Annotated in this window: 22 protein-coding genes; 12 read left to right on the plus strand and 10 right to left on the minus strand. The window is 35.5% G+C overall.

Going from position 1 to position 20,883, the window contains the following annotated elements; genetic code table 11:
• Positions 1–311: 311 nt before the first annotated feature.
• Positions 312–674, plus strand: coding sequence for a hypothetical protein (locus LNP04_RS16550; RefSeq protein ID WP_229984001.1), 363 nt, complete (start codon positions 312–314; stop codon positions 672–674).
• A gap of 799 nt (positions 675–1,473) precedes the next feature.
• Here the strand turns inward: LNP04_RS16550 and LNP04_RS16555 are convergent.
• From LNP04_RS16555 to LNP04_RS16580, 6 genes are all read right to left on the minus strand, one after another.
• Entirely contained in the window at positions 1,474–2,220 is a 747-nt protein-coding gene (locus LNP04_RS16555; RefSeq protein WP_229984002.1) for a T9SS type A sorting domain-containing protein, read from the minus strand.
• 3 nt (positions 2,221–2,223) lie between these two features.
• Positions 2,224–2,751, minus strand: a complete 528-nt coding sequence (locus LNP04_RS16560) for an ankyrin repeat domain-containing protein (protein ID WP_229984003.1) — start codon at positions 2,749–2,751, stop codon at positions 2,224–2,226.
• Positions 2,751–3,293, minus strand: a complete 543-nt coding sequence (locus LNP04_RS16565; protein ID WP_229984004.1) for a YceI family protein — start codon at positions 3,291–3,293, stop codon at positions 2,751–2,753. Before LNP04_RS16565 ends, LNP04_RS16560 begins: the two co-directional genes overlap by 1 nt.
• Before the next feature lie 5 nt (positions 3,294–3,298).
• Complete coding sequence (locus LNP04_RS16570; protein ID WP_228378094.1) at positions 3,299–3,640, minus strand: hypothetical protein; 342 nt, start codon at positions 3,638–3,640, stop codon at positions 3,299–3,301.
• Between the two features lies 1 nt (position 3,641).
• Positions 3,642–4,484, minus strand: a complete 843-nt coding sequence (locus tag LNP04_RS16575; RefSeq protein ID WP_229984005.1) for a DUF5777 family beta-barrel protein — start codon at positions 4,482–4,484, stop codon at positions 3,642–3,644.
• A gap of 113 nt (positions 4,485–4,597) precedes the next feature.
• Positions 4,598–5,233 (minus strand): Crp/Fnr family transcriptional regulator, encoded by a 636-nt coding sequence (locus tag LNP04_RS16580; RefSeq protein ID WP_229984006.1) that lies wholly within the window; start codon positions 5,231–5,233, stop codon positions 4,598–4,600.
• 455 nt (positions 5,234–5,688) lie between these two features.
• Between LNP04_RS16580 and LNP04_RS16585 the strand changes: the two genes are divergently transcribed.
• From LNP04_RS16585 to LNP04_RS16635, 11 genes are all read left to right on the plus strand, one after another.
• On the plus strand, positions 5,689–6,585 hold the full coding sequence (locus LNP04_RS16585; protein WP_229984007.1) for an SDR family oxidoreductase: 897 nt from the start codon (positions 5,689–5,691) through the stop codon (positions 6,583–6,585).
• A 10-nt stretch (positions 6,586–6,595) separates the two neighbouring features.
• Positions 6,596–6,985, plus strand: coding sequence for a nuclear transport factor 2 family protein (locus LNP04_RS16590; protein WP_229984008.1), 390 nt, complete (start codon positions 6,596–6,598; stop codon positions 6,983–6,985).
• Between the two features lie 39 nt (positions 6,986–7,024).
• Positions 7,025–7,414 carry a nuclear transport factor 2 family protein gene (locus tag LNP04_RS16595; RefSeq protein ID WP_056015200.1) on the plus strand — a complete coding sequence of 130 codons (390 nt, stop codon included), beginning with the start codon at positions 7,025–7,027 and terminating at the stop codon, positions 7,412–7,414.
• Positions 7,415–7,664: 250 nt separating this feature from the next.
• The gene (locus LNP04_RS16600; RefSeq protein WP_229984009.1) at positions 7,665–8,255 is read left to right on the plus strand and encodes a TetR/AcrR family transcriptional regulator; all 591 of its coding nucleotides are present in this window, start codon (positions 7,665–7,667) and stop codon (positions 8,253–8,255) included.
• Between the two features lie 71 nt (positions 8,256–8,326).
• Positions 8,327–8,785 (plus strand): hypothetical protein, encoded by a 459-nt coding sequence (locus tag LNP04_RS16605; RefSeq protein ID WP_229984010.1) that lies wholly within the window; start codon positions 8,327–8,329, stop codon positions 8,783–8,785.
• A gap of 1 nt (position 8,786) precedes the next feature.
• Positions 8,787–9,089, plus strand: a complete 303-nt coding sequence (locus tag LNP04_RS16610; protein ID WP_056015197.1) for a DUF3817 domain-containing protein — start codon at positions 8,787–8,789, stop codon at positions 9,087–9,089.
• Complete coding sequence (locus tag LNP04_RS16615) at positions 9,086–9,445, plus strand: rhodanese-like domain-containing protein (protein ID WP_123885136.1); 360 nt, start codon at positions 9,086–9,088, stop codon at positions 9,443–9,445. The genes LNP04_RS16610 and LNP04_RS16615 overlap by 4 nt, the downstream gene beginning before the upstream one ends.
• 133 nt (positions 9,446–9,578) lie before the next feature.
• Complete coding sequence (locus LNP04_RS16620) at positions 9,579–10,346, plus strand: MBL fold metallo-hydrolase (RefSeq protein ID WP_229984011.1); 768 nt, start codon at positions 9,579–9,581, stop codon at positions 10,344–10,346.
• Positions 10,347–10,375: 29 nt separating this feature from the next.
• Positions 10,376–10,759: an ester cyclase gene (locus LNP04_RS16625; RefSeq protein ID WP_229984012.1), complete on the plus strand. Its 384-nt coding sequence runs from the start codon at positions 10,376–10,378 to the stop codon at positions 10,757–10,759.
• A gap of 58 nt (positions 10,760–10,817) precedes the next feature.
• On the plus strand, positions 10,818–11,231 hold the full coding sequence (locus LNP04_RS16630) for an OsmC family peroxiredoxin (protein WP_229984013.1): 414 nt from the start codon (positions 10,818–10,820) through the stop codon (positions 11,229–11,231).
• A gap of 676 nt (positions 11,232–11,907) precedes the next feature.
• Complete coding sequence (locus tag LNP04_RS16635) at positions 11,908–12,612, plus strand: DJ-1/PfpI family protein (protein ID WP_229984014.1); 705 nt, start codon at positions 11,908–11,910, stop codon at positions 12,610–12,612.
• 52 nt (positions 12,613–12,664) lie between these two features.
• Here the strand turns inward: LNP04_RS16635 and LNP04_RS16640 are convergent, their stop codons facing one another.
• Genes LNP04_RS16640 through LNP04_RS16655 form a run of 4 tightly spaced genes read right to left on the minus strand, consistent with a single transcriptional unit; the run spans position 12,665 to position 20,738 of the window.
• Complete coding sequence (locus tag LNP04_RS16640; RefSeq protein ID WP_229984015.1) at positions 12,665–13,501, minus strand: AraC family transcriptional regulator; 837 nt, start codon at positions 13,499–13,501, stop codon at positions 12,665–12,667.
• Positions 13,502–13,561: 60 nt separating this feature from the next.
• Entirely contained in the window at positions 13,562–15,997 is a 2,436-nt protein-coding gene (locus LNP04_RS16645) for a zinc-dependent metalloprotease (protein ID WP_229984016.1), read from the minus strand.
• 5 nt (positions 15,998–16,002) lie between these two features.
• Positions 16,003–17,427, minus strand: coding sequence for a RagB/SusD family nutrient uptake outer membrane protein (locus LNP04_RS16650; protein WP_229984017.1), 1,425 nt, complete (start codon positions 17,425–17,427; stop codon positions 16,003–16,005).
• Between the two features lie 5 nt (positions 17,428–17,432).
• Complete coding sequence (locus tag LNP04_RS16655; protein ID WP_229984018.1) at positions 17,433–20,738, minus strand: SusC/RagA family TonB-linked outer membrane protein; 3,306 nt, start codon at positions 20,736–20,738, stop codon at positions 17,433–17,435.
• Between the last annotated feature and the right edge of the window lie 145 nt (positions 20,739–20,883).

Below are 20,883 nucleotides of genomic sequence, written 5' to 3' on the forward strand. Positions count from 1 at the left end.
AAGACTTAAGAGGTGTATTTTTTCTGAGAGGATTCTTTATATGTCCTATTTGTAATCAAAAACTGACTGGATGTTTTGTAAAAGGCAGATCAAAACAATATCCCTATTATTTTTGTCATCATGGCTGCGGGATAAGGATCAATGTTATTTTTCTTAATGATTGCTATCAAAATAGGCTTCAAGAATTAGTCCTATCAAATAGTTCAATTGAATTATTTAAGAATGTTTTAGAAGATCAGAATATAAAAACTCAGAAAGCAAGTTATTTATAGTCTCAAAAATTAATAGAGAGAAAAATAAAAGAAGAGTCATTGACTCTTTCTCGAGGGAGGAAATTATTTATAGCTGGAATCTTGAAGATTGATGACTATAATGAATTAAAAAAAGAAAATCAAATCAATACTAAAAATCTTAGAAAGGAAGAACGTAATATTGTTCTTAAATTAAGTGCGATTGATAGAAAGAATAAAATAGAGGATAAAGTATTAGTTGAAGTTTTTCAAAAATTTTCCGAGTTTGATATCCAGGATAAAAAATATCTTGTGAATCTTTTTCCTCCGATTGATATTGATTATAAAACAGGAAATCTTTCTTTAGATTTAAATCCAGCATTTTCAAAAATATTATCAGCAAAAACTCATCGAAAAAACAATAAGAAAAATGAATTTCATTGATAGGAATGTTTCAGTAGAACAAGCAATTATTATTCTGGCCAAGAACGGAGTTCAGGTAAATGAAAAGGAAGCTAAAATTATACTAGAATTACTATATTTAGTATCAAAAAGTTATAATAAACCAAAGGAGAAAAAATATTAGAACCTTAATGGGATTTCAAACCAAGCCTCAATGTCGATGAAATCTCTGAAGTAGCACTTTTAGTCTGTATATTTTAGACATATCTGAGATTTCAAGTGAAAAAATTCAAACCATACAATATCAGGCTGTAACAGTTTGATAAATAATTTATTATGTCTATAAAAAAAGAGACAACTAATATATAGTTGTCTCATTAAGTGACTTGACAGGACTCTATTCAAACCATTTATTAGCTGATATAGATAACATTTTGAAGGTGTTAAACGACATTTAAACAATAATTTGATAGATAGAAATCAATCAAAAAATCTGTAATTATGTTTAAAGATTCTAATAAATAAGGTCATTGCGAAATTAATTTCGTCCTGAAGGCCACCTTCAAACTTATAACCAGTTGTCATGATTCTGACATTGATATCTTTAGTGAAAGTTCGGGTCATTTTTGCAGTTCTTAATATTTTTTCTTTAATGAAATAATATCCAAAAGAATGTTCAGCTTTGAATCAATGCTTCTGAAAAGCACCAGATTCTTGAATGCTTGGTACAGATACCAGCATGTGATCAACTTTGAAACAATCAATGACTGTCTATAGCCAAATCAGGCTTTAACTGAAAAATTAGTTAAAGCCTGATGGTATTTTAGATCGTAAATATAGCCTAATTTTTTATTAGCTTTTCTATAAACTGAGTTTTGTTATTTAAGTTTATTTCTATATAATAAACACCATTTTTTAATTCTGAGATATTTATTCTATTCCCTTTTAATTTAATAGATTTTAACTTTCTTCCTGTCGATTCATAAATTTCAACAGACTGTATTTTTTCAGGATTTTTGAAAGTAACTATATCTTTTGCAGGATTTGGATAAAAAATAATTTTGGCACTTTCTAAATCAATATCTTGTGTTCCTAATGTAGCTGTCATATTTAGGGATGCGTATCCTCTATTGGTACCACTATGTTGCGAGATTGTTGTAGAGCCACCTCTGGCAAAGAAAATATTTTTTACTCCAGCAGTATTTGTGATCATTATATCACCTGTTCCTCCAGACAAAGACCTTGTTGCAATCACAGTTCTTATGCCGGAAGACGTGGTATTGCTTACCTCAGTCCAATCTTGTGAAGAGTCTGCAGACGGAAAGGCACCAATTCCGTTGAAGGAATAATCTCTGTTGGCAGTCGAGTTATAGATAAAACCGTCTGAGCCGGATGCCATACCAGCATTTCCGAAGCCAATTCCTAAGTAAGAATTGTCGGCACCTGTAAGTGTAAGTGTGACTAAGGAAGGTGTGGTGTCTAATTTTACGGTCATTCCCGTTGTTCCTAAATTGACGATGCCTGAACTGAATTGTGCCTGAGCAATTGTTGCTAAAGCTAAGCTTGCAGTTAGTAATATTTTTTTCATAAACTAATTTTTTAAAAGGTTAATAATTTCTTTGTTATCCGTTTTTAATGCATATTCGAAAGGGGATAGTCCCATTGAATCTTTGAGTTTTTTATCTGCTTTGTATTTTAGCAGCAGTTCGACCAATTCCTTATTTCCCGATTTTACTGCCCAAAATAAAGGCGTTGTACAGGTACTATCAGAAATATTTGGGTCTGCATTTTTATTCAGCAGATGTTCTACCAGAGCTTTGTTGTAGCGGATAGAAAGTCCGGCTAAAGCAGTTCCTTCCTGGCTTTTGTAATTGAGGTCTTTCACATTATCTATCAAAAAGTTCGCGACCTCTGTGTTCCCTCTGTAACAAGCTAAAATCAAAGGAGAAAATCCGTTTTCATTGATTTGGTTGATGATATCAGGATTTTGTATCATTAATTCTTTTATTTCTGAAACCGTCCCGCTTCTTGCAACATCAAATACTGATTTTCCTCTTTCCTGGGCAGATATGAAAGAAAAACTACAAGTGAACAATACAAACAAAATTAATTTTCTCATTATTTGATAAGTATATAATTGTATTCTACATTCACATTTTCAGCCACCTTTTTCATAACCATTTTAGGTATAGTGACTTTGAAATCTCCTGTTTTGGCAATAAAAGCACCCTTCATATATATCTTTCCGTCCTGAGATGAGATCATTGCTGTTGAAGAAATATTTCTATCGACACCGTGAAAATTCAATACGCCTTGAAGGGTAAATTTTTGTGGGTTTTCACTTAGTTTTGTTTTATCAAAATTCAAGATCTTACCTTTGAAGGTTGTTTTCGGATATTTTGTTGTTTCTGCATAGTTTTCATTGAAATGTTCTTCCATCAATTTTACTTTGAATTTAAAGTTTTTCACTAATGACAGTGAGGCTAAATCTCCGGTGTCAGCATTTAGGATCACTGTATTGTTGCTATCTTGTGCAAAAACGTCTTCGACCATAGGCAACGACGCTTCAAAACTTACTTTGCCAATTTTAGAACTGTATTTTTGAGCTATGATCTGATTGCTGCACAAGAAGAAGATCATGATTAGAGTTAGATTTTTCATATCATTTATTTTTCAATTAGACCGTCATTTTTCCACTTGACGATAAGATTAATCTGATTCGATGACATTGAGCCACCCTGTGGCATTCTTAATGGATCGCCGTTGGGCCTTTGAATCCTGTTGATAATAATGTCAATATTATCTTTTACTTCGTTATAATTACTTAATGGTTTAAAACTGGAAGAAGAGTGGCAGCTTATGCAGCTGTTTTCAATAATGGGCTTCACGTTAGTTTCATATCTTACCAAATCTGCAATTGGTGTATTGTCTGAGATTTCCTCGTATGTATTGCTTTCACAAGCTATAGCAAAAAGAAGGAATCCTGTTAAATAAATAGTTTTTCTCATTTTAAAATACTCTATAAAGGTTAAAACCAAAGAAAATCTGTCCTTTTTCCCACTTTCCAGTTGCATTAGTCAGATAACCAATATCCGAATTCAGTTGAGAATTACTGAATAACAGCTGAAAAACATGTCCGCCTGTTTCTATATCCATACCCAGAGACAAAGGGTTTTTATAGAAACTGTGACTGTCAAAATTCACGAAATACTCTGCGTTGATGGATACCCTTTTTGAAATTTTGTACCGTCCGCCTAATCCTGTTAAGAATTGATTTTGGTTTTCTATTGATGGATCGTACAGATTTTTATGGACATAAGACGGCGTCAGTTGTAAGGAAAAATTCTCATTGAATCTCCTGGATATAAGTGCTTGCGTTAGATAAGAAAGCCTGTTGCCAAACTTTAAATAGGGATAAGTCTCAGTATCCAGATCCGTATTTAGTGCCATAACATTGTATCCGACAAGATCTACCGGTACATTGTCATTTTGTTTTAGCAGTTTGTATTTTGCTCCAAACTCAAAAGTTTTCATGTTGGTTTCTCGGGATAAACTTAACGAGACCGCATCGGTCAATCCATAAATAACGCCGAGTTTTGTGGAAGCATCATCCAAACCAAAAAAGTTTTTGAATCCGGTACTCACATCTCCAAAGCGGTGTGCGATAACTACATACCATTCATTTTTTGCAGTAAGCTTGGTTGACTGGCCAGTGACAATTTGCAATGCCTTAAATGCCGGAGGATGGGAAGTTTCTGTTGTTGAGATTGTATCGATATCTTTCAGCAAATCTTCCTGAGAGTAACACAGGAGCGAAGAGATCATCGACACCAATATCAGTGTTTTTGTCATATCTTTAAAATTATTTCTAGGTGGCAAACTTACTTCTAGTCAAAAAAAAAACGCGGTGATATTTGTCACTGCGCTCTTTTTATATCAATATTCACGATATAGATAATTTCTATTTATTTTTCTTTTACAAATCCAATGCATTGATTTGATTGGGTTATGACACCTTCATTCTCAAACTTTTTCAATATTCTACTGACAACTTCTCTGGCAGTGCCAAGAATATTTGCAATTTCCTTATGTGATATCTTCACCGGATCACCACCGTTTTCCTCAATTTTTGTATCAAGTAAATCGATAATCCGTTTGTCCAACTTATGAAAAACTGCCTGAGTGACCATTCTCATAATATCAGAGTATCGTTTATCATATTCTTTGAAGAAAAATTGATTAAGAGCAGGGTAATCTGAAAGCCATTGCAGGACTTTAGCAGTTGGCAGCAATAGTACTTCTGAAGACTGTTCGGCGCAAGCGTATATACGACTCTTCGCATCTGTGAAAATAGATGAGAAGGTCATTGTGCATGTTTCAAAAGGCTTGATATAATAATATAAAAGTTCTCTGTCATCATACAGCGAGTAAACTTTAACCGAACCTTTTAATAAGATAGGGATATAGGCGATTTTTTCTCCTTCAGCGATGATTTCTTGTCGTGCTGCTATGTTGGAATGTATCGAATACTCTTCCAGTTCCTCAAAAAAATCGTTCCCAACATATTCAAGCATTTTTCTAACATGTTCTTTATTTTTCATAGATAATACGGTAATTTATAACAAGTGTGAATTAATGTGATTTTAGTGGTCGTTGTGGAAAGTGTATTTTAATGACGTTAAATAACAACCCCATCTATTCAAAAAAAAATTTACTTTAATAGTAGCTTTTGTTTGTATAATCTATTAAAGTATTTTACATTTTTCGCAAATATAAAATTACTTTGTTTGATATATCTGTGATATTAGTCACAAATCCCTTCTAAACTGAAGTCTAATAATCCTGTCGATTTTGAATAAAAAGGTTAAAAATGTAATCAAAATCAGAGTTTATAGAATTGTCAAGACAGTATTTGAAAGATTTATTAAAATTTTTCATACTGATATTCAATAATTTTAACCTTTTGGTAAGTGGTTTACTTTTAGGTGGGTACTTGTTTAAAGGTGGGTGTGTGCATAGCTTTGTAAAAGTATTAATGTTATAAAACAATCTGAATATGAATATTTTAGTATTTGGAGCTACAGGCTCACAACAGTTTAATGTAATTGAAGAAGCAAAGAAAAAAGGTGCAGAGGTAATTGCTGCAACAAGCTCTGAAAAAAGTTTTGAAAAACTAGCCAAAGCAGGTGCAACACCGGTTGTGGCAAATTTAAGCGATGTTGAAAAAATAAATGAAATTACAAAAGGTGTAGATGCCATCGCGTTTTTAATTCCTGTTTCGTTACCCAATCCTTTTGATGGTCTGCAATATGCAAAAAATGTGATTGATGCGGCAAAAACAAATGGCGTAAAAAAAATAGTTTGGAATACAAGCGGCTGGTTGGAGTCTCAGAAAGTTGGGTCGCCTGTCGATGATGTTAAATTGGATGTTCAGGAATATTTAAAAAATAGTGGAGTAGATTATGTGATCATCGAACCAACTATCTATATGGAAAATATGATGGGTCCGTTCTGCGCACCTTTTATCAGCAACGAGAAAAAACTGGCTTATCCTACACCGGAGGCAATGCCAATCGGATGGATTGCTTCGAGAGATGTAAGTGCATTTGTAGTTGAAGCTATCTACAATGAGAGTTTAAAAGCCGATAATTTCAAAATCAGCGGTTTACAAAACTTAAAAGGTAATGAATTAGCTTCAGAGTTTTCTGACGGGGTAGGAGAAACTATTAGTTATTATCCGCAGAAGCCACAAGAGTTTGGTGAAATAATGAAACCAATGGTTGGAGAAGCAGGAGCGTCAAGTGTTGCTGCTTATTATGAAAACCTTCAGAATTCAAAAGAGTTCCCTTCAAAATTCAACCCTGAAATGAACGGTATTTTGGAAAAGCTTCCTGTTGAAATGACTTCGTTATCACAGTGGGCAAGCGATAATAAAGATTTTTTTATTAAATAAATTAAATTGTATGGAAGCAAAACAAGTTGTAGCAGCATATTTTGATGCATTGGCAATAGGTGATTTAGAAAAGGCATTTTCAAATTTCACACCTGAAACGAAATGGTATCAGCCAGGAGACAATAAATTTTCCGGTTTAAAAAATAACCTGGGCGAGATTTTTCAAATGCTTGAAAGCATTATGAATGACACATCAGGAAATATGGTTGTGAAACCAGCAGGACCAATGCTGCAAAGCGGAGATTTGATATCCGTTCCGGTTTGGTTTACGGCCAAAAAAGAAACAAAAGTGATGGATTTGGGCGGAATGGACTTATTTCAAGTCAAAGATGGAAAGATTGTTCACGTTTGGACATTCTCAGATGACCAGTCTCTAGATGATGATTTTTTTGGAAATTAAAATGTGTAGATTAGTAATTGTATTTTAAAACCAGATATTATGACAGCAATAGAAGTAGTAACAGCTTATTCGCTAGCACTTTCCCAGGGAGATATCCCTACCGCATTTTCACATTTCAGTCCAGACGCGAAATGGCACCAACCAGGAAACCATAAATTTGCTGGTACTAAAAAAGGCCTTGAAGAGATTGGCAAAATGCTCGGTGATATGATGGGCGAAACACAAGGCACATTGGTTATAAATCCTACCGGAGCTTTGATGGCTAACGGCGATTTAGTTTCATTTCCAGTACATTTTACTGGTACGATTGGCGACAGAAAAGTTGATATGAATGGCGTTGACTTGTTTGAAGTTGTCAATGAGAAAATTGTTCAGGTTTGGTTGTTTTCAGAAAACCAAGTTGCTGAAGACGAATTTTGGGGACAATAGTTCCCAAAAAACGATGAAAAAAAAGGACGGTTAGTTTTAAAAACTATACCGTCTTTTTTTATTGCAAATTTTGTTTGACCTAAATTTAAATTATCTTATTCATTTTTAATAGTATTGATGTTCCTCAGTGGAATCTTGAATGATCCATCGAAACTAAAAATTTAATTTCACACACCTACCAGTTACTTCTACAACTTGCACGCTCTGGTTAAATTAACTTACTTTGCTTTTCATACCAATTAGTATTTTTATGTCAAAAGCATCCACAACACGCCATATTATTCTTGAAAAAGCATTTGAAATCATTTACACAAAAGGGTATCAGACCACAAGTATTGATGAAATTATTGCGACGACCAATGTCACGAAAGGTGCATTTTATTATCACTTTAAAACAAAAGATGAAATGGGTCTGGCAATAATCAATGAAATTTTAAAACCAACGATGCAGAATGATTTTGTGAAACCACTTCAAGATGCTGAAGACCCGATCTTGGAAATTTACGATATGACGAAAGCATTGCTACTTGAAAATCCATTTTTAAAACTGGAATTTGGATGTCCGGCCGGAAATTTGACCCAAGAAATGACTCCTTGGAATGTAGAATTTGGGAAAGCACTTGCTGAACTTACTTTAGAATGGCAGCAAGCACTCCAAAATAGTATCTCGACAGCGCAAGAAAATGGAACCGTACGAGAAGACATCAATCCGATCCAAGTCGCCTATTTTATTATGTCCGGATATTGGGGTATTAGAAATTTCGGCAAAGTTTATAACAGTATTGACTGCTATCATTCTTACTTAAATGAGTTAAAAATCTATCTTAATAATTTAAAATAAAATAATATCAAGTAAAAACATACTAATTAGTATGTTTTAAATATCTTTGCATCGTTAAATAAAAAATTGCGATGTTCGAAACACTGACATTTTACCACTCCACCATACGTTGGCTTGTTTTAGCAAGCTTAGTTTACTCCATTTATCGGGCTTACAAAGGATATTTTTCCAATGCACCATTTTCCAAAACTGATAATTACGTTCGGCATTGGACTGCAACTATTGCTCACATTCAGCTTATCTTTGCGATTGTAATTTATACGCAAAGTCCTATCATCAAATATTTTTGGAACAATTTTGATGAAGCCATTACCAATTTAGACCTTGCATTTTTTGGCTTACTGCATATTATTTTAATGCTCACTGCAATTGTAATGATTACTGTTGGTTCTGCATTATCAAAGAGAAGAACAACGGATAGAGAAAAATTCAAAACAATCTTGTTTTGGTTTTCGGTTTCACTTATCATCATTTTCATCGCCATTCCTTGGCCTTTTTCACCCTTCGCAAACAGACCTTATTTTAGATAAAATGATCAATTTATTAAAGACAAAAATCGGAAGACTACGCATTATTGGTTTTCTGGAAGGTGTTTCATTACTGGTACTCGTATTCGTTGCGGTACCGATGAAATATTATTTTGACAATCCCAGTTTAAGCAAGGCATTAGGACCTATTCACGGCTCGATATTTTTACTGTTTCTCTTTAATACAATAAGCGTTGGTGTGGAACAGAATTGGAAATTTAAAACCACTACTTGGAAAGTTATTTTATCTTGCTTTATACCATTCGGAACGTTTTATATTGACCACAAAATTTTAAGTAAATTATGAAAACGATTTATATTATCGTAGGTGTAATTCTCTTCACTTACATTTCTTACCGTACCTATAGATTTGCAAAACTAGACGACGGTCTTGCCGAAAAAATACAAAATGGAGCCATAATATTAGATGTGAGAACCAAAAAGGAGTATGACATGGGACATATTGAAGGTTCTACAAATATCTCATTAGGAACTATTCGCGAAAGATATAATGAGCTTGACTCCAATAGAACCTATATCACCACTTGTTCTCATGGTTTAAGAAGTGTGAAAGCGGAGAATATTTTAAAGGAAAAAGGATTTAAAAATGTTTTCAATGGTGGTGCTTGGTCTGATCTTGAAAAAATTATTATTGACAAATGAAATGTGCCCTTTTTCTTCATAAAATATAAGGAATCTCAGGTTAGTTATCAAATTGGTACTTAATCACTAACAATTGGTAGAATATGAAATTTTGCCATGGCGTAAATTTGCATCATAATAAAATTACAACATTATGAACATACAATTGATAAGAAACGCTACGATGGTTATCGATTATGCTGGAAAAAAAATGTTGGTTGATCCTATGTTTTCTAATAAGGGTGAATTAGCTTCCGGACCAATACCCGCGAAGGACTGGAATTGGAAAAGAAACCCGCTTTACGACCTTCCTATTTCTGTTGAAGAAATCATAAAAGATATTGATTTTGTTTTTCTAACACATCTTCATTTTGATCATTGGGATAAAGCTGCAGAAAATGCATTGCCAAAGAATATTAAAATTTTTGTTCAGGATGAAAACGACAAAAAAGCAATCAGTAAATTAGGATTTACCAATCTTGAGATTCTAGGTGAAGATTCAAACTTTGAAGGTGTCAAATTGAGCAGAACTAAAGCTCAACACGGCAAAGGGTTCATTCTTAAGCTTGCCGGGCAAGTGTGTGGAATGGTTTTACAACATCCAACTGAAGAAACACTTTATATTGCAGCAGACACCGTTTGGTACGGGGAAGTTGATAAAACAATAAATGCATATAAACCGGAAGTAATTATCGTAAACGGTGGTGATAATCGATTCATTATTGGTGATCAGTTGATTATGAATAAAGAAGATATCTATCGCACTCACCAGGCTGCACCAAAATCAAAAATTGTGGTAATACATATGGAAGGTGTTTACCATAACACACTATCAAGAAAAGAACTCAAAGAATTTGTTGATCAAAAATCAATCAGCAATAGTATAATCATTCCCGAAGATGGAGAAAAAATAATTTTGTAGTGGAAAATTTTATAGAACAAAACAAGCAATTGGCACGTGACTTTTATGCTGCTGTAAATAACGAAGATTACGACGCTGCAAGTAAATATTTGCATAAGGATTTTACTTTCTACGTTCAGGTCGATCATCCAATCCAAGGAGCTGAAGGATTTGTAGCATCAGAGAAGAAAAATTTTGATGCTTTTGGGGAGTTTTCTTTCCGAATTTTAGATCTTATTGCAGAAGGCAACAAAGTAGCAGTCTACATGTTGCACGAAGGAAAGCATAATAAAAATGCAATCATGGGACTTGAGCCAAAAGGAAATGATATTCGTTTTTCGCTCATGATGTGGCTGACTATTGAAGATGGTAAAATTATTGAAAAGCGTGCTCATTTCGACCGAACTGATATTAAAGAACAAGCAATTCGCTAATAAAATAAAAAAAACTATTTAAGTCAATTTTTAAAATTCTTAACAATTTAATAAAAATATGCAATCAACTATCAAAGCCGTTTGGCAAGGAAGTTTTAAACAAGGAAACGGACAATTCGCAACCGAAAACTCAAAATTGGGCAACTCAGCATTCAGACCATCTTATGTGGAAAATGATGGCACTTTTACCAACCCGGAGGAGTTGCTGGCTGCTGCTCACGCATCGTGTTTTACAATGACGTTGAGTTATATTTTGGGAGAAAACGGATTTTCTGCCGACCAACTTGAAACGAGTGTTTCACTAATCATCAGCAACAATGTGATCACGAATTCCAACTTATCACTACAAGCAAAAATCGCTGGTATCACGGAAGAAGAATTTCGAAATCTTGCATTGAAAGCCAAAGAAATGTGCCCTGTTGGAAATGTATTAAAAGCTGAGAGTAGTTTAGAGGCAACTTTAATACTATAACAAACTAAGTCTTCAGAATCGTCCTGGTCGTAGAAATTTGAAATACAGTTAAAACTTTGTATTAACTATGGACTAAAACCATTTATAATTTCTTTATATATTAAAATAGAAATCTAAAGTGAGGTAATTTGTACATTTTGTTAGATCGAAAAAGAATTTTCCCATTCTCCCTTTGAAGCTATTTCTGCTGAGAAAATTCTCAACATGAAGTGCATTCGCAATTTTTCAACAAGAGACAAGACTCCCGTTTTACTAGAATGCATGTATAACTTAAGGGGAAATCCGTAAGGTACAAGCTAAGAAAAAATTCCATCTCGAAACTTTCGAAATGGAATGTAGCTTAAATGGCTTGTACTCTAAATACCTCTGGTTATTTTCGAAGCTTATTTGGCGAACGAATAGGGACTATTTTTAGATCTTCAAAAATGCCAGATTTCCAACATTACCGATCTCAGATTTTTCCATGATGGCATCCACATCTTCTTTGGTTTCGAACAAATCAGAAGATAATTATTTATATACACCAGAATCAAAAAGTATAATTAAAAGAATCAAAAGTGTAATTTTTGAAAAGGATTGCAGAATTAAATTTGCAATGGCGAAAAGATAGCTTAGCCGGCATAATCTATCTCGCCTAAAATTTAATTTTAACCTTTAAAAAAATCAGATGAGGCTCATGCAAATTTCACTGTTTTCACTATTTTTTCTATTATCACTCAATGTGAAAGCACAAAACAAATCAAAAGAAAATTTTAATTTCCCAAAAGACCGAAAGACCAACATCGCGGTATTGGTTTACGACGGTGTCGAGATCGTAGATACGGGCGGACCAATGGATGTCTTTATTAAAGCCAATAACTGGAATGGCAATTACAATATTTATACAGTCTCGGCCTCGGCAGATAAGAGTACGCTGATGGATGGCGGTACCTTTAATATGCTATCTAAATACAGTATAAACGACGCTCCACAAGCAGATATTTTGATTATTCCGGGAACTTCACCGGAGATTGTACACAAGGTTTCAGAAGACCAGAAAATGATGAACTGGATTGTAAAACAGAATGAAAAGACAATTATGACAATGTCTGTCTGCACCGGGGGATTGATTTTGGCAAATACCGGCCTTTTGGATGGTCGCTCAGCTACCACTCACCATTGGTCACTCGATGAGTTGAGGTCGCATCCTAAAATTAAAGTTCAGGAAACAACACGTTTTGTGGTCGATGGTAAATTTTTGACAGGTGCAGGTGTCACTTCAGGAATAGACGTTGCTCTTCAGGCTATTGAAATTATTCATGGCAAAGATGTAGCAGACGATTTAGCATTGGGCATGGTCTATGATCGCTACAATACAATGGAATTTTTACCTAAAAAGTAAATATTGAAAAAATGAAACTGCTGAACAAAATAACTTGTTCAGCAGTTTTCTGTTATTCAACAGATTGTTTTCTTTGAAATCCTTTCGGAGTTTTGCCGGTATGTTTTTTAAAGAAATGATTAAAATAACTATCCGTTTCAAAACCAAGTGCATAAGCAATTTCTTTTACCGAGATTTTTGACCAATACAAAAGTCTTTTAGCTTCAAGCAACAGATGCTGATCAATAAGTTGTTTAGACGTTTTAAATGTGGATTTTTTAATAATCTGATTAAGCGTTGCTGTTGTAACATTGAGTTCGTTCGCATAGAAGTTGACCTGATGTTGCTTGTGGTAATTACTATTAAGCAATTTTTTGAAATCACGATAAATTCCATAATCATCGTCATTTGCTGATACATTACTATCTGAGATCGCTAAGCATCGAATGATCAAAACATTTAATAAAGCTTTGATAAGTTCCTCATTAGGAAATTCTTTCTTAATTTCTTTTGACTCCATCTTTATGATTTCATCCAATTCTTTAAGTTGTGTAGTAGAAATTGGGAGGAATGATCTGGAAAACAGGTAAGTCACTTTTTCCAAAAAATAATCCGTTTCACTCGAGATAAAATCTGTTGAAAATGCAATTGATATCATTTTGCAGGAACCGATCTCAGGATGCGTATGCACTTGATCAATATCAAGCATCAAAATTGCCGGAGCGGAGACCGATTTGTGATCGAAGTCAGAATAATGATCGATTGTCCCGTCGTACAAAAAGCTGAGTATATAAAAATTATGACTGTGCGCATCAGCATTGAAATCCATAAATTCCTCCAGTTCCTTTTTCTCAAGAAACCTAAAGCTGTTTTCAATGTTGATATTATATTTTTGTATGATATTGTCCATTAATTAACTGAGATTTTATTTTAATTATAAAAAAATAGAGTGCCTGAGATTCATTAATCTTTAATTATTTTTATTCAGTTTGTATGTTATTCGATCGATTTCAAGCAGTGAATTTTCAAAATGTTCTTTGTTGATTCCTGTTGTTCCCTCCATTAGCTTTGTGATTGCAATTCTTAATTTTACAATATGTTGTTTTCCGTATAATGCAACATCACTGCGTTGTGCGGTGGTTAATGCTTTACCTTCTTGTACATCTTTAGGTAAAAGAAGTCTGCTTAATTTTTCAATGTAACTACGCTGTAAACCTCTTCTGTAAAAATCGAGTTTTTCGTTTCCACTAAAGTCTACCCAAACTGTTTTTTGTACATCATTTAAAAATTCCGTAACCGTGTAAGCTCCTTCAAACTGCATGGCTTTCAGACTGATATTATAGAGCATCCCAGAACTCAAAAGTATATTTAACATCTGATTTTGCTGATCTGAAATTTCTTCTTCCGTTTTCAAAGGAATTAACTCGCCAATTTCTTGCGGATACATCCAAAGTGGGGCGGTGAACAATTGTCTGCCGATATAGTCTATCGCAGCTTTTACCTTTACTTTGGGAACAGGTTGGTAGACCGAACCTTTTTCATCTGCCGTTCTTTTGGTGATGTAGTTGCTCCCAATGTATTTCAGCACGTGATATAGATACAAACCATACTGTTTTACTACCGCTTTATGCATTTGAGATAAATTATCATACGCATCATGGGGTTCATACGTCCAATGAATCAGGTTGGGAACGACACGTTTTAAATTCTTAATTCCGTAATCACTTGCCAATACGGCATCATCGCCCAAATCTTCTCTCTGGCTCCGCGGATCTTCGTCTTTTCCTTCGCCTCCAAACCATAGTTTAGGATTGGCGGTTAAACTATCAGTAGTCATTTTACTGAGGATATCTTCTTCCTCAAACTCATTATTCGCTTTTGGGAAATAACGATAACCCCAATTTACAGCCCATTGGTCATAGATTCCAATACGTGGATAAATTCCTTCCGGACTGATATGATCTTCCGGCTGTGCCACATAGTTAAGTCGGGCATAATCCATAATAGAAACGGTGTGGCCATTGGCCTCGACCCATTTTTTATCCCTGAGTTTTTCAACCGGAGTAGCGCTGCTGGCTCCCATATTGTGACGCAAACCAATGGTATGGCCAATTTCATGAGAAGAAACAAAACGGATCAGCTGTCCCATTACCTCATCATCCAAATGCATTTTTCTGGCTTTTGGATCTAAAGGTCCAACCTGGATCATATACCATTTTTGAACTAATTTCATCACATTATGATACCATCCTACATGACTTTCTATAATTTCGCCGCTTCTGGGATCGCTTACCCGAGGTCCGTAAGAATTAGGCGTTTCTGATGCATAATATCGGACCACAGAATATCTTGCATCTTCCAGGCTCATCGATTTATCATCTTCAGGCCATTCTTTACCTACAATGGCATTTTTAAAACCCGCAGCCTCAAAGGCTTTCTCCCAGTCATTGATGCCGGCAATTAAATAGGGTCTCCACTTTTTTGGAGTGGCAGGATCGATGTAGTAGACGATCTGTTTTTTAGGCTCGACCAACTGACCGCTTAGATATTTCTTTATGTCTTTATCGTTTGGTTCCAAACGATAACGCTGAATTATGTACTTTGTCTGGGCACGCTGCTGCTCATCATCAAACAAAATGTATTTATTGGCAAAAAATCCCACTCTTTCATCGGAAAAACGTTTGCGCATTGGTGTTTTTGGAAGCAGAACAATCGATGTATTCAGTCGTAAAGTGATGCTTCCGCTGCTTGCGTTGGAATTAGTGTATGTTTTTGTGGTTTTAATTTCGATGTTGATCGGATACGGTTCAATATTTTCGATAAAAGATTTATCGTCAGCAAGAGATGTTAGTTTTCTTTCCGTCTTCTGCTTGTTCTCGAGCGAGAACATCGTATTGTCTTTTTTGAAGGCATCTGTAACTTCAATGACAATGTCTCCTGTCAAAGGGTTTATTGTTTTGATAGGAAAAGCTGTTACGATCGGATTTTCATTACTGCCTGCTAATGCTTTTGCTAACATGGACTCCGGATCTCGGACATCTTGCTTGTACTGCAACGATCTTAAATAAACGGTGTTATTACCTCCTTTTTCAAAATAGATTGTCTGCTCATTGGCTTTTTCGCCACCAAAAATTCCCATTCCTTCAGGAGTTGAAAGATATCGGGTAACCACGATCATATATCTGTTCAGTAAACTGTCCGGAATCTGAAAATAATATTTATTATCCACCTCATCCACTGTAAATAAACCTGATTTACTTACAGCACTTTTTTTAATGATTTTATCATAGGGCTGTAAACCTTTGTGTGGCGTAGTGGTGCTATCTGCTTTTTTTTCTGGCTGGGTTTGAGCAAAACCATGTTGACTGATAAACAACATGATTATTACTGTCAGTAATTTCTTCATTACAATTAAAATGGAACTGTTTCGTTTGTATTAAGGGTTAGCTTTGGATTTTTTGTCAGTGCAGACAGCGGAAAAGGGATAATGTACAATCTTGAATCAGGCTGTAATGTGTACGTTTTTTGAGGAACGGTTTGGTTCACCAATGGAAATAATCGTGTAATCGTTTTTGCATAATCGGCTTCATTATTCAGTCTTTTAAGGTCAAAAAATCGATTAAAACCAAGAAGCAATTCTTTTCTGCGTTCGTTAATGACTAATTGCATCATTGCGGTTCTGGTGGACGGAACTGTGAAATTTACATTACCTGATAAGATTCTTTTTGCTCGTAAAGTATTTAAAATAGCTACAGCGTCATTGAACCTGTTTTGTCTGGCATAGCATTCGGCAAGCATCAGATAAACCTCAGTGGTTTTCATTCCGACAGTCGGATAGAAAAATTTCGTGTATTGAGTTGCCCAATAGGCTGTATTGGAACCTTGGTCGAGATTGGTAGTACTTGTAGAATTGAAAAACAAATTAAAACGCGCATCATTGTTCCCAAATAGAGTACGCAGTTCAGGACTGATGATACTACTTTGAGCAAAATTCATTTCATTGTAGCCCGTCATATACATATAACTCAATACTTCAATATTGTTGGCCGCAGGAACAGCAATTACGTTCGGTCCGCCTTGTGTGCTGTAAGCTACAAGATCAAATATCTGATTGTTGTAGCTTAACGATTTTTCAGATGCTGCCTGAGCTTCGGCAATTTCACGTTTGAACAAATGAACTTTAGCTTTGAATGCATAGGCAAATGCCAATGACGGATGGTATACATCAAGTGGTTTTACCTGAATGTAGGGTAGCGCCTCTTCTATATCTTTCTGTATAAATTCATAAACTTGTGCTACCGTTGACTTTGATGGCTGAGCTTCCAGATCGAATTTATCCATAATACAAATTCCACCATCATTAGCAGCAGTCTGCGGATCATAGGCTTTTGCATAAGTGTTGACCAGCAAAAAGTGATCGTACGCTCTGTAAATTTTGGCTTCTGCTTTTGCTAGTTGTTTCGTGCCTTCATCTCCTTTGCTGTCATCGACTAATGAAATAATGGTATTCCATCGGTTGATGTACGAATATGCCTGATTGTAAAAGCTGGAAGTTTTCATCAGTGAAATTCTATCTACACTTTCATCAAAGGTAAAATTGAGAATATCGATGTTGGGCGTTTTTCCTATAACATTGGCTTCTCTCATCCATTGATCGTCTGACAGGTATTGAAAATTGTTGATGGGATACCCTCTGTTTGGAAGTGATACCATTTCGTGAAACTGGTCTGCCGTCTCTATGACCAATGCTCCTTTTGGAGTAATATCTGTGTAATCTTCGCAAGATGCTGCAGTTAACATCATTAGCGACAGCAATATAATTGTTATATATTTCATTTTTTTTAAAGTGTAAGATTAAAACCGAATAGGAATGTTTTTGGCAATGGCAGATTTCGTGTACCGCTGTTGACCGAATATACTTCCGGATCAATCCGATTTCCTGCGGCACTCCAGTACCAGAGATTATTGACCTGTAAAGTAAATTTAGCCGACACAACTTTACTTTCATCAGTAAAAGATTTCGGCAGATTATAACTTAATGAAATGTTTCTAAGCTTGATGTAATCGCCGTCTACCACATTGGCAGTTGAATTTCGCCATTGACTGCTGATCGTTCCTGCATAATTTCTCACACTTTCATCAAAATCTACAAACAATCGTACATTGCCATTTTGGTTGGCATCTGTATACCGATCAGCAATACCCGAAAGATTGACTGCATCTGAACTCATATCAAGAGTTTCCTTACGCATCACATTTCCTCCTGAGAACACAAATAGGAAATTCAAATCGAATCCTTTATATGAAAATCTTTGTGACATAGAACCTGCATAGGTGGGTGTCAAACTTCCCATATTGACCAAGGCGGCAGAATTTGTAACTGTTTTTATTGCAGTTGAAACCGGGTTTCCATTGGCATCAAAAGTAATGGATGGATTTCCATTTTCATCTAAAACATAAGGATATCCATTGATAGTTCCTCCATACTGATAAGCGTACAAACTATTGTAGGTCTCATTTTCCAAAAAGAAGTCTAGCGGAGAACTCACATACACCGACGCATTGGATTGTGCTCTTGTTATTTTTCTAACCGTTGTATTGTTAAAACCTACAACCAGGGTAGAACCTATTCGAAATTCTCCTTTATTCAACCAATCAGAACCTATGCTGAATTCAACGCCTTTGTTGAGCAATGCTCCGGCATTAATTCTTCTGGTGAGTGCGCCAACCGTAGGATCCAGATCTGTGGTCGCTAATAGATCGGTACTGTATTTACGATAAACGTCTACGCTTCCTCTTAATTTATTTTGAAACAGGCTGTAATCCAATCCCAAATTCCTCGTTTCTGATTTTTCCCACCGTAATAAAGGATTGGGCTGAGCTATAATATCGATATACTGTACGGATTGGTACAAGTTATCATTTCTTCTTCTCGCTGTAATGTAGGGTGTTGTGGTCTGGTCTACATTTCCGTTGATGCCATAAGTAGCTCTCAGTTTAAGTCCGTTTACCCATTGGATTTCTTTCATGAAACTTTCGTTGCTCACATTCCATCCTAAACCTACAGACCACAACGGACGGTTTTTGTACCTGGGATCTACTCCAAAGAGATCGGCTCTGTCTACTCGGTAACTTCCTGTCACATTGTATTTTGATAAAATAGTATAACCGACACTGCTAAATACCGAAAAATAACGATGCAAAATTTCTGTCTGCACTCTTGATCCGGCTGATAAGGTTCTGTTATTTCCATAAATGTAACTCGGAACGCCGGTCTGGCTCAATGCAAGACTATTGATTACTGAAGAAGTGAGGGTAACAGGATCATAACCGTATCGTAACTGTTCAACTGTTCTGGGGACGAAAGTTTCACGCATTTCGGTACCTAATAAAGCTGTAATAGAATGCTTGCCTCCATCAAGATTCTGACTGAAATCCAGTTGGTTTCTAAAAGAATAATTGTTTACCTCACTGCTCAATTGCCTGTATCGTCCTCCTGTTGAAAAACCTTCTACGTAGGTGTAGGCATTTGTTGTGGGATTATATCCGGTTAAAGAATTGATCGCATAACGCATCTTATAAGAATTAATATCATAATACTGCTCGTTATCGTTTCTTCTTGTTTCGTACTGAAATTGTGTGCTGAAACTTAAACCTCTCCAGATCTTGGCTTTTAGGTTGGCAAAGGCTCTCAAACTTAGCGAGTTTTGTTTTGTAATACCTTGTTGAAGCTCGTCTAAAATATTAAAAGTGACAGGTTTAAAACCACTTAGTCCATTTATTTTTTCAGCCACTCCCGGATTGATAATCCCTCCGGAGGTAAAACCGTCACTGATACCCACAAATGGTGATATTACTCGATTTCCATTCTCATCAGTAATACGTTCGTACCTTTTTTGAATATCATAATTTCCGTAACTGCCATCCGTAACATCTTCATTACTGTAAGTTCCGTTTAAACCAATGGTCGCATTTAGCCAGTTACTGACCTGAAAACTGCTCTTTGCATAAAGATTTAATGCACGGCTATCGTTGTTCACAATACGCCTGTTTGCCTGATCATAATTCAATGATACATACGTATTGTACTTGTTGTTTCCAGCCGAAAATGCAATATTATAACGTTGTCTTAATTCGTTTTGCCAAACATTGTCCCGATAATCTTTATTGTAGTCATTTTTTCTCCATTGGCTAAGCGTTTTATTGTAATCAGAATTGTTAATTTTACCCTCTTCCAGATCTCTGTTAAGCTGATAAAGAGGGCTGTAATACTTGATACTGCTGTTTCCGATATCTCCATAACTATTGAACATCGTGGCAACATTGGCAAATTTCGATCGCTCTCTATTATAAACATCCTGTTCAAAATCAATCAACTCACTTGTAGAGGCATAATTCATATCCCTCAAATTGGGTCTTTCAGCAAGAAATAGATCAGAATTGAAAGTCACTTTTAAATTCCCGCTTCCTTTTTTGGTTGTTAAAACAATAATCCCATTTGCAGCTCTTGAACCATAAATAGAGGCTGCAGCTGCATCTTTAAGTACATCTATGCTTTCAATATCATAAGGGTTGATCTCATCCAATGTCAACTCAGTGGGTAAACCATCAATGACCAACAGCGGGCTGTAGCCAACCTGAAGGGAAGAAAAGGTTCCGATTCCTCTTAGAATAGGTTTGTCTCCGCCAATTCCTGCCGGATTTTTTTGAAACATCAAACCTGCAACACGTCCTTCCAGAGCACTTGCCAAATTGGTATTGAGGTTTTCGTTTAAGGTTTTTTGAGAAATTTTTGTTATTGCAGCAGTGGAGGAGCTTCTGTTAAGCGTCTGATATCCTGTGACGACGACTTCTTCCAGTAATGACACTGCTGGAGTCATTGGAATGACCATCACGGAACCTGCATTATTTTTCGTGTATTTTTCTTCCTTTCGGTCAAAACCGAAATGTGAGAATTCTAAAGTGACTTCACTAAAGTTTGTTTCGAAGGTAAAATGACCATACCGATCTGTTTTTAAGCTATTGGGAGTGCCTTTCTGCGCTACGGTGACGCCTGGTAATCCACCGCCGTCCACATCTGTTACCATACCTTGCAGCGTATAATTGGTTTGCGCAAAAGAGGAAGTGACAGTGAAAATAGAAATCAAAAAAAGGAATTTAACAAAGTGTTGATGTGATGGTAAGCTCCTGTTTTTTATATTTAATTTATACATTACGAATTAAATTATTTGATTTGTTGGATTTTGTTGATCTTGAAATTTCGTGTACTGATACCAATAATTTAAAATTGAC

It is taken from the genome of Chryseobacterium sp. C-71 (genome assembly GCF_020911865.1).
Lineage (GTDB): Bacteria > Bacteroidota > Bacteroidia > Flavobacteriales > Weeksellaceae > Chryseobacterium.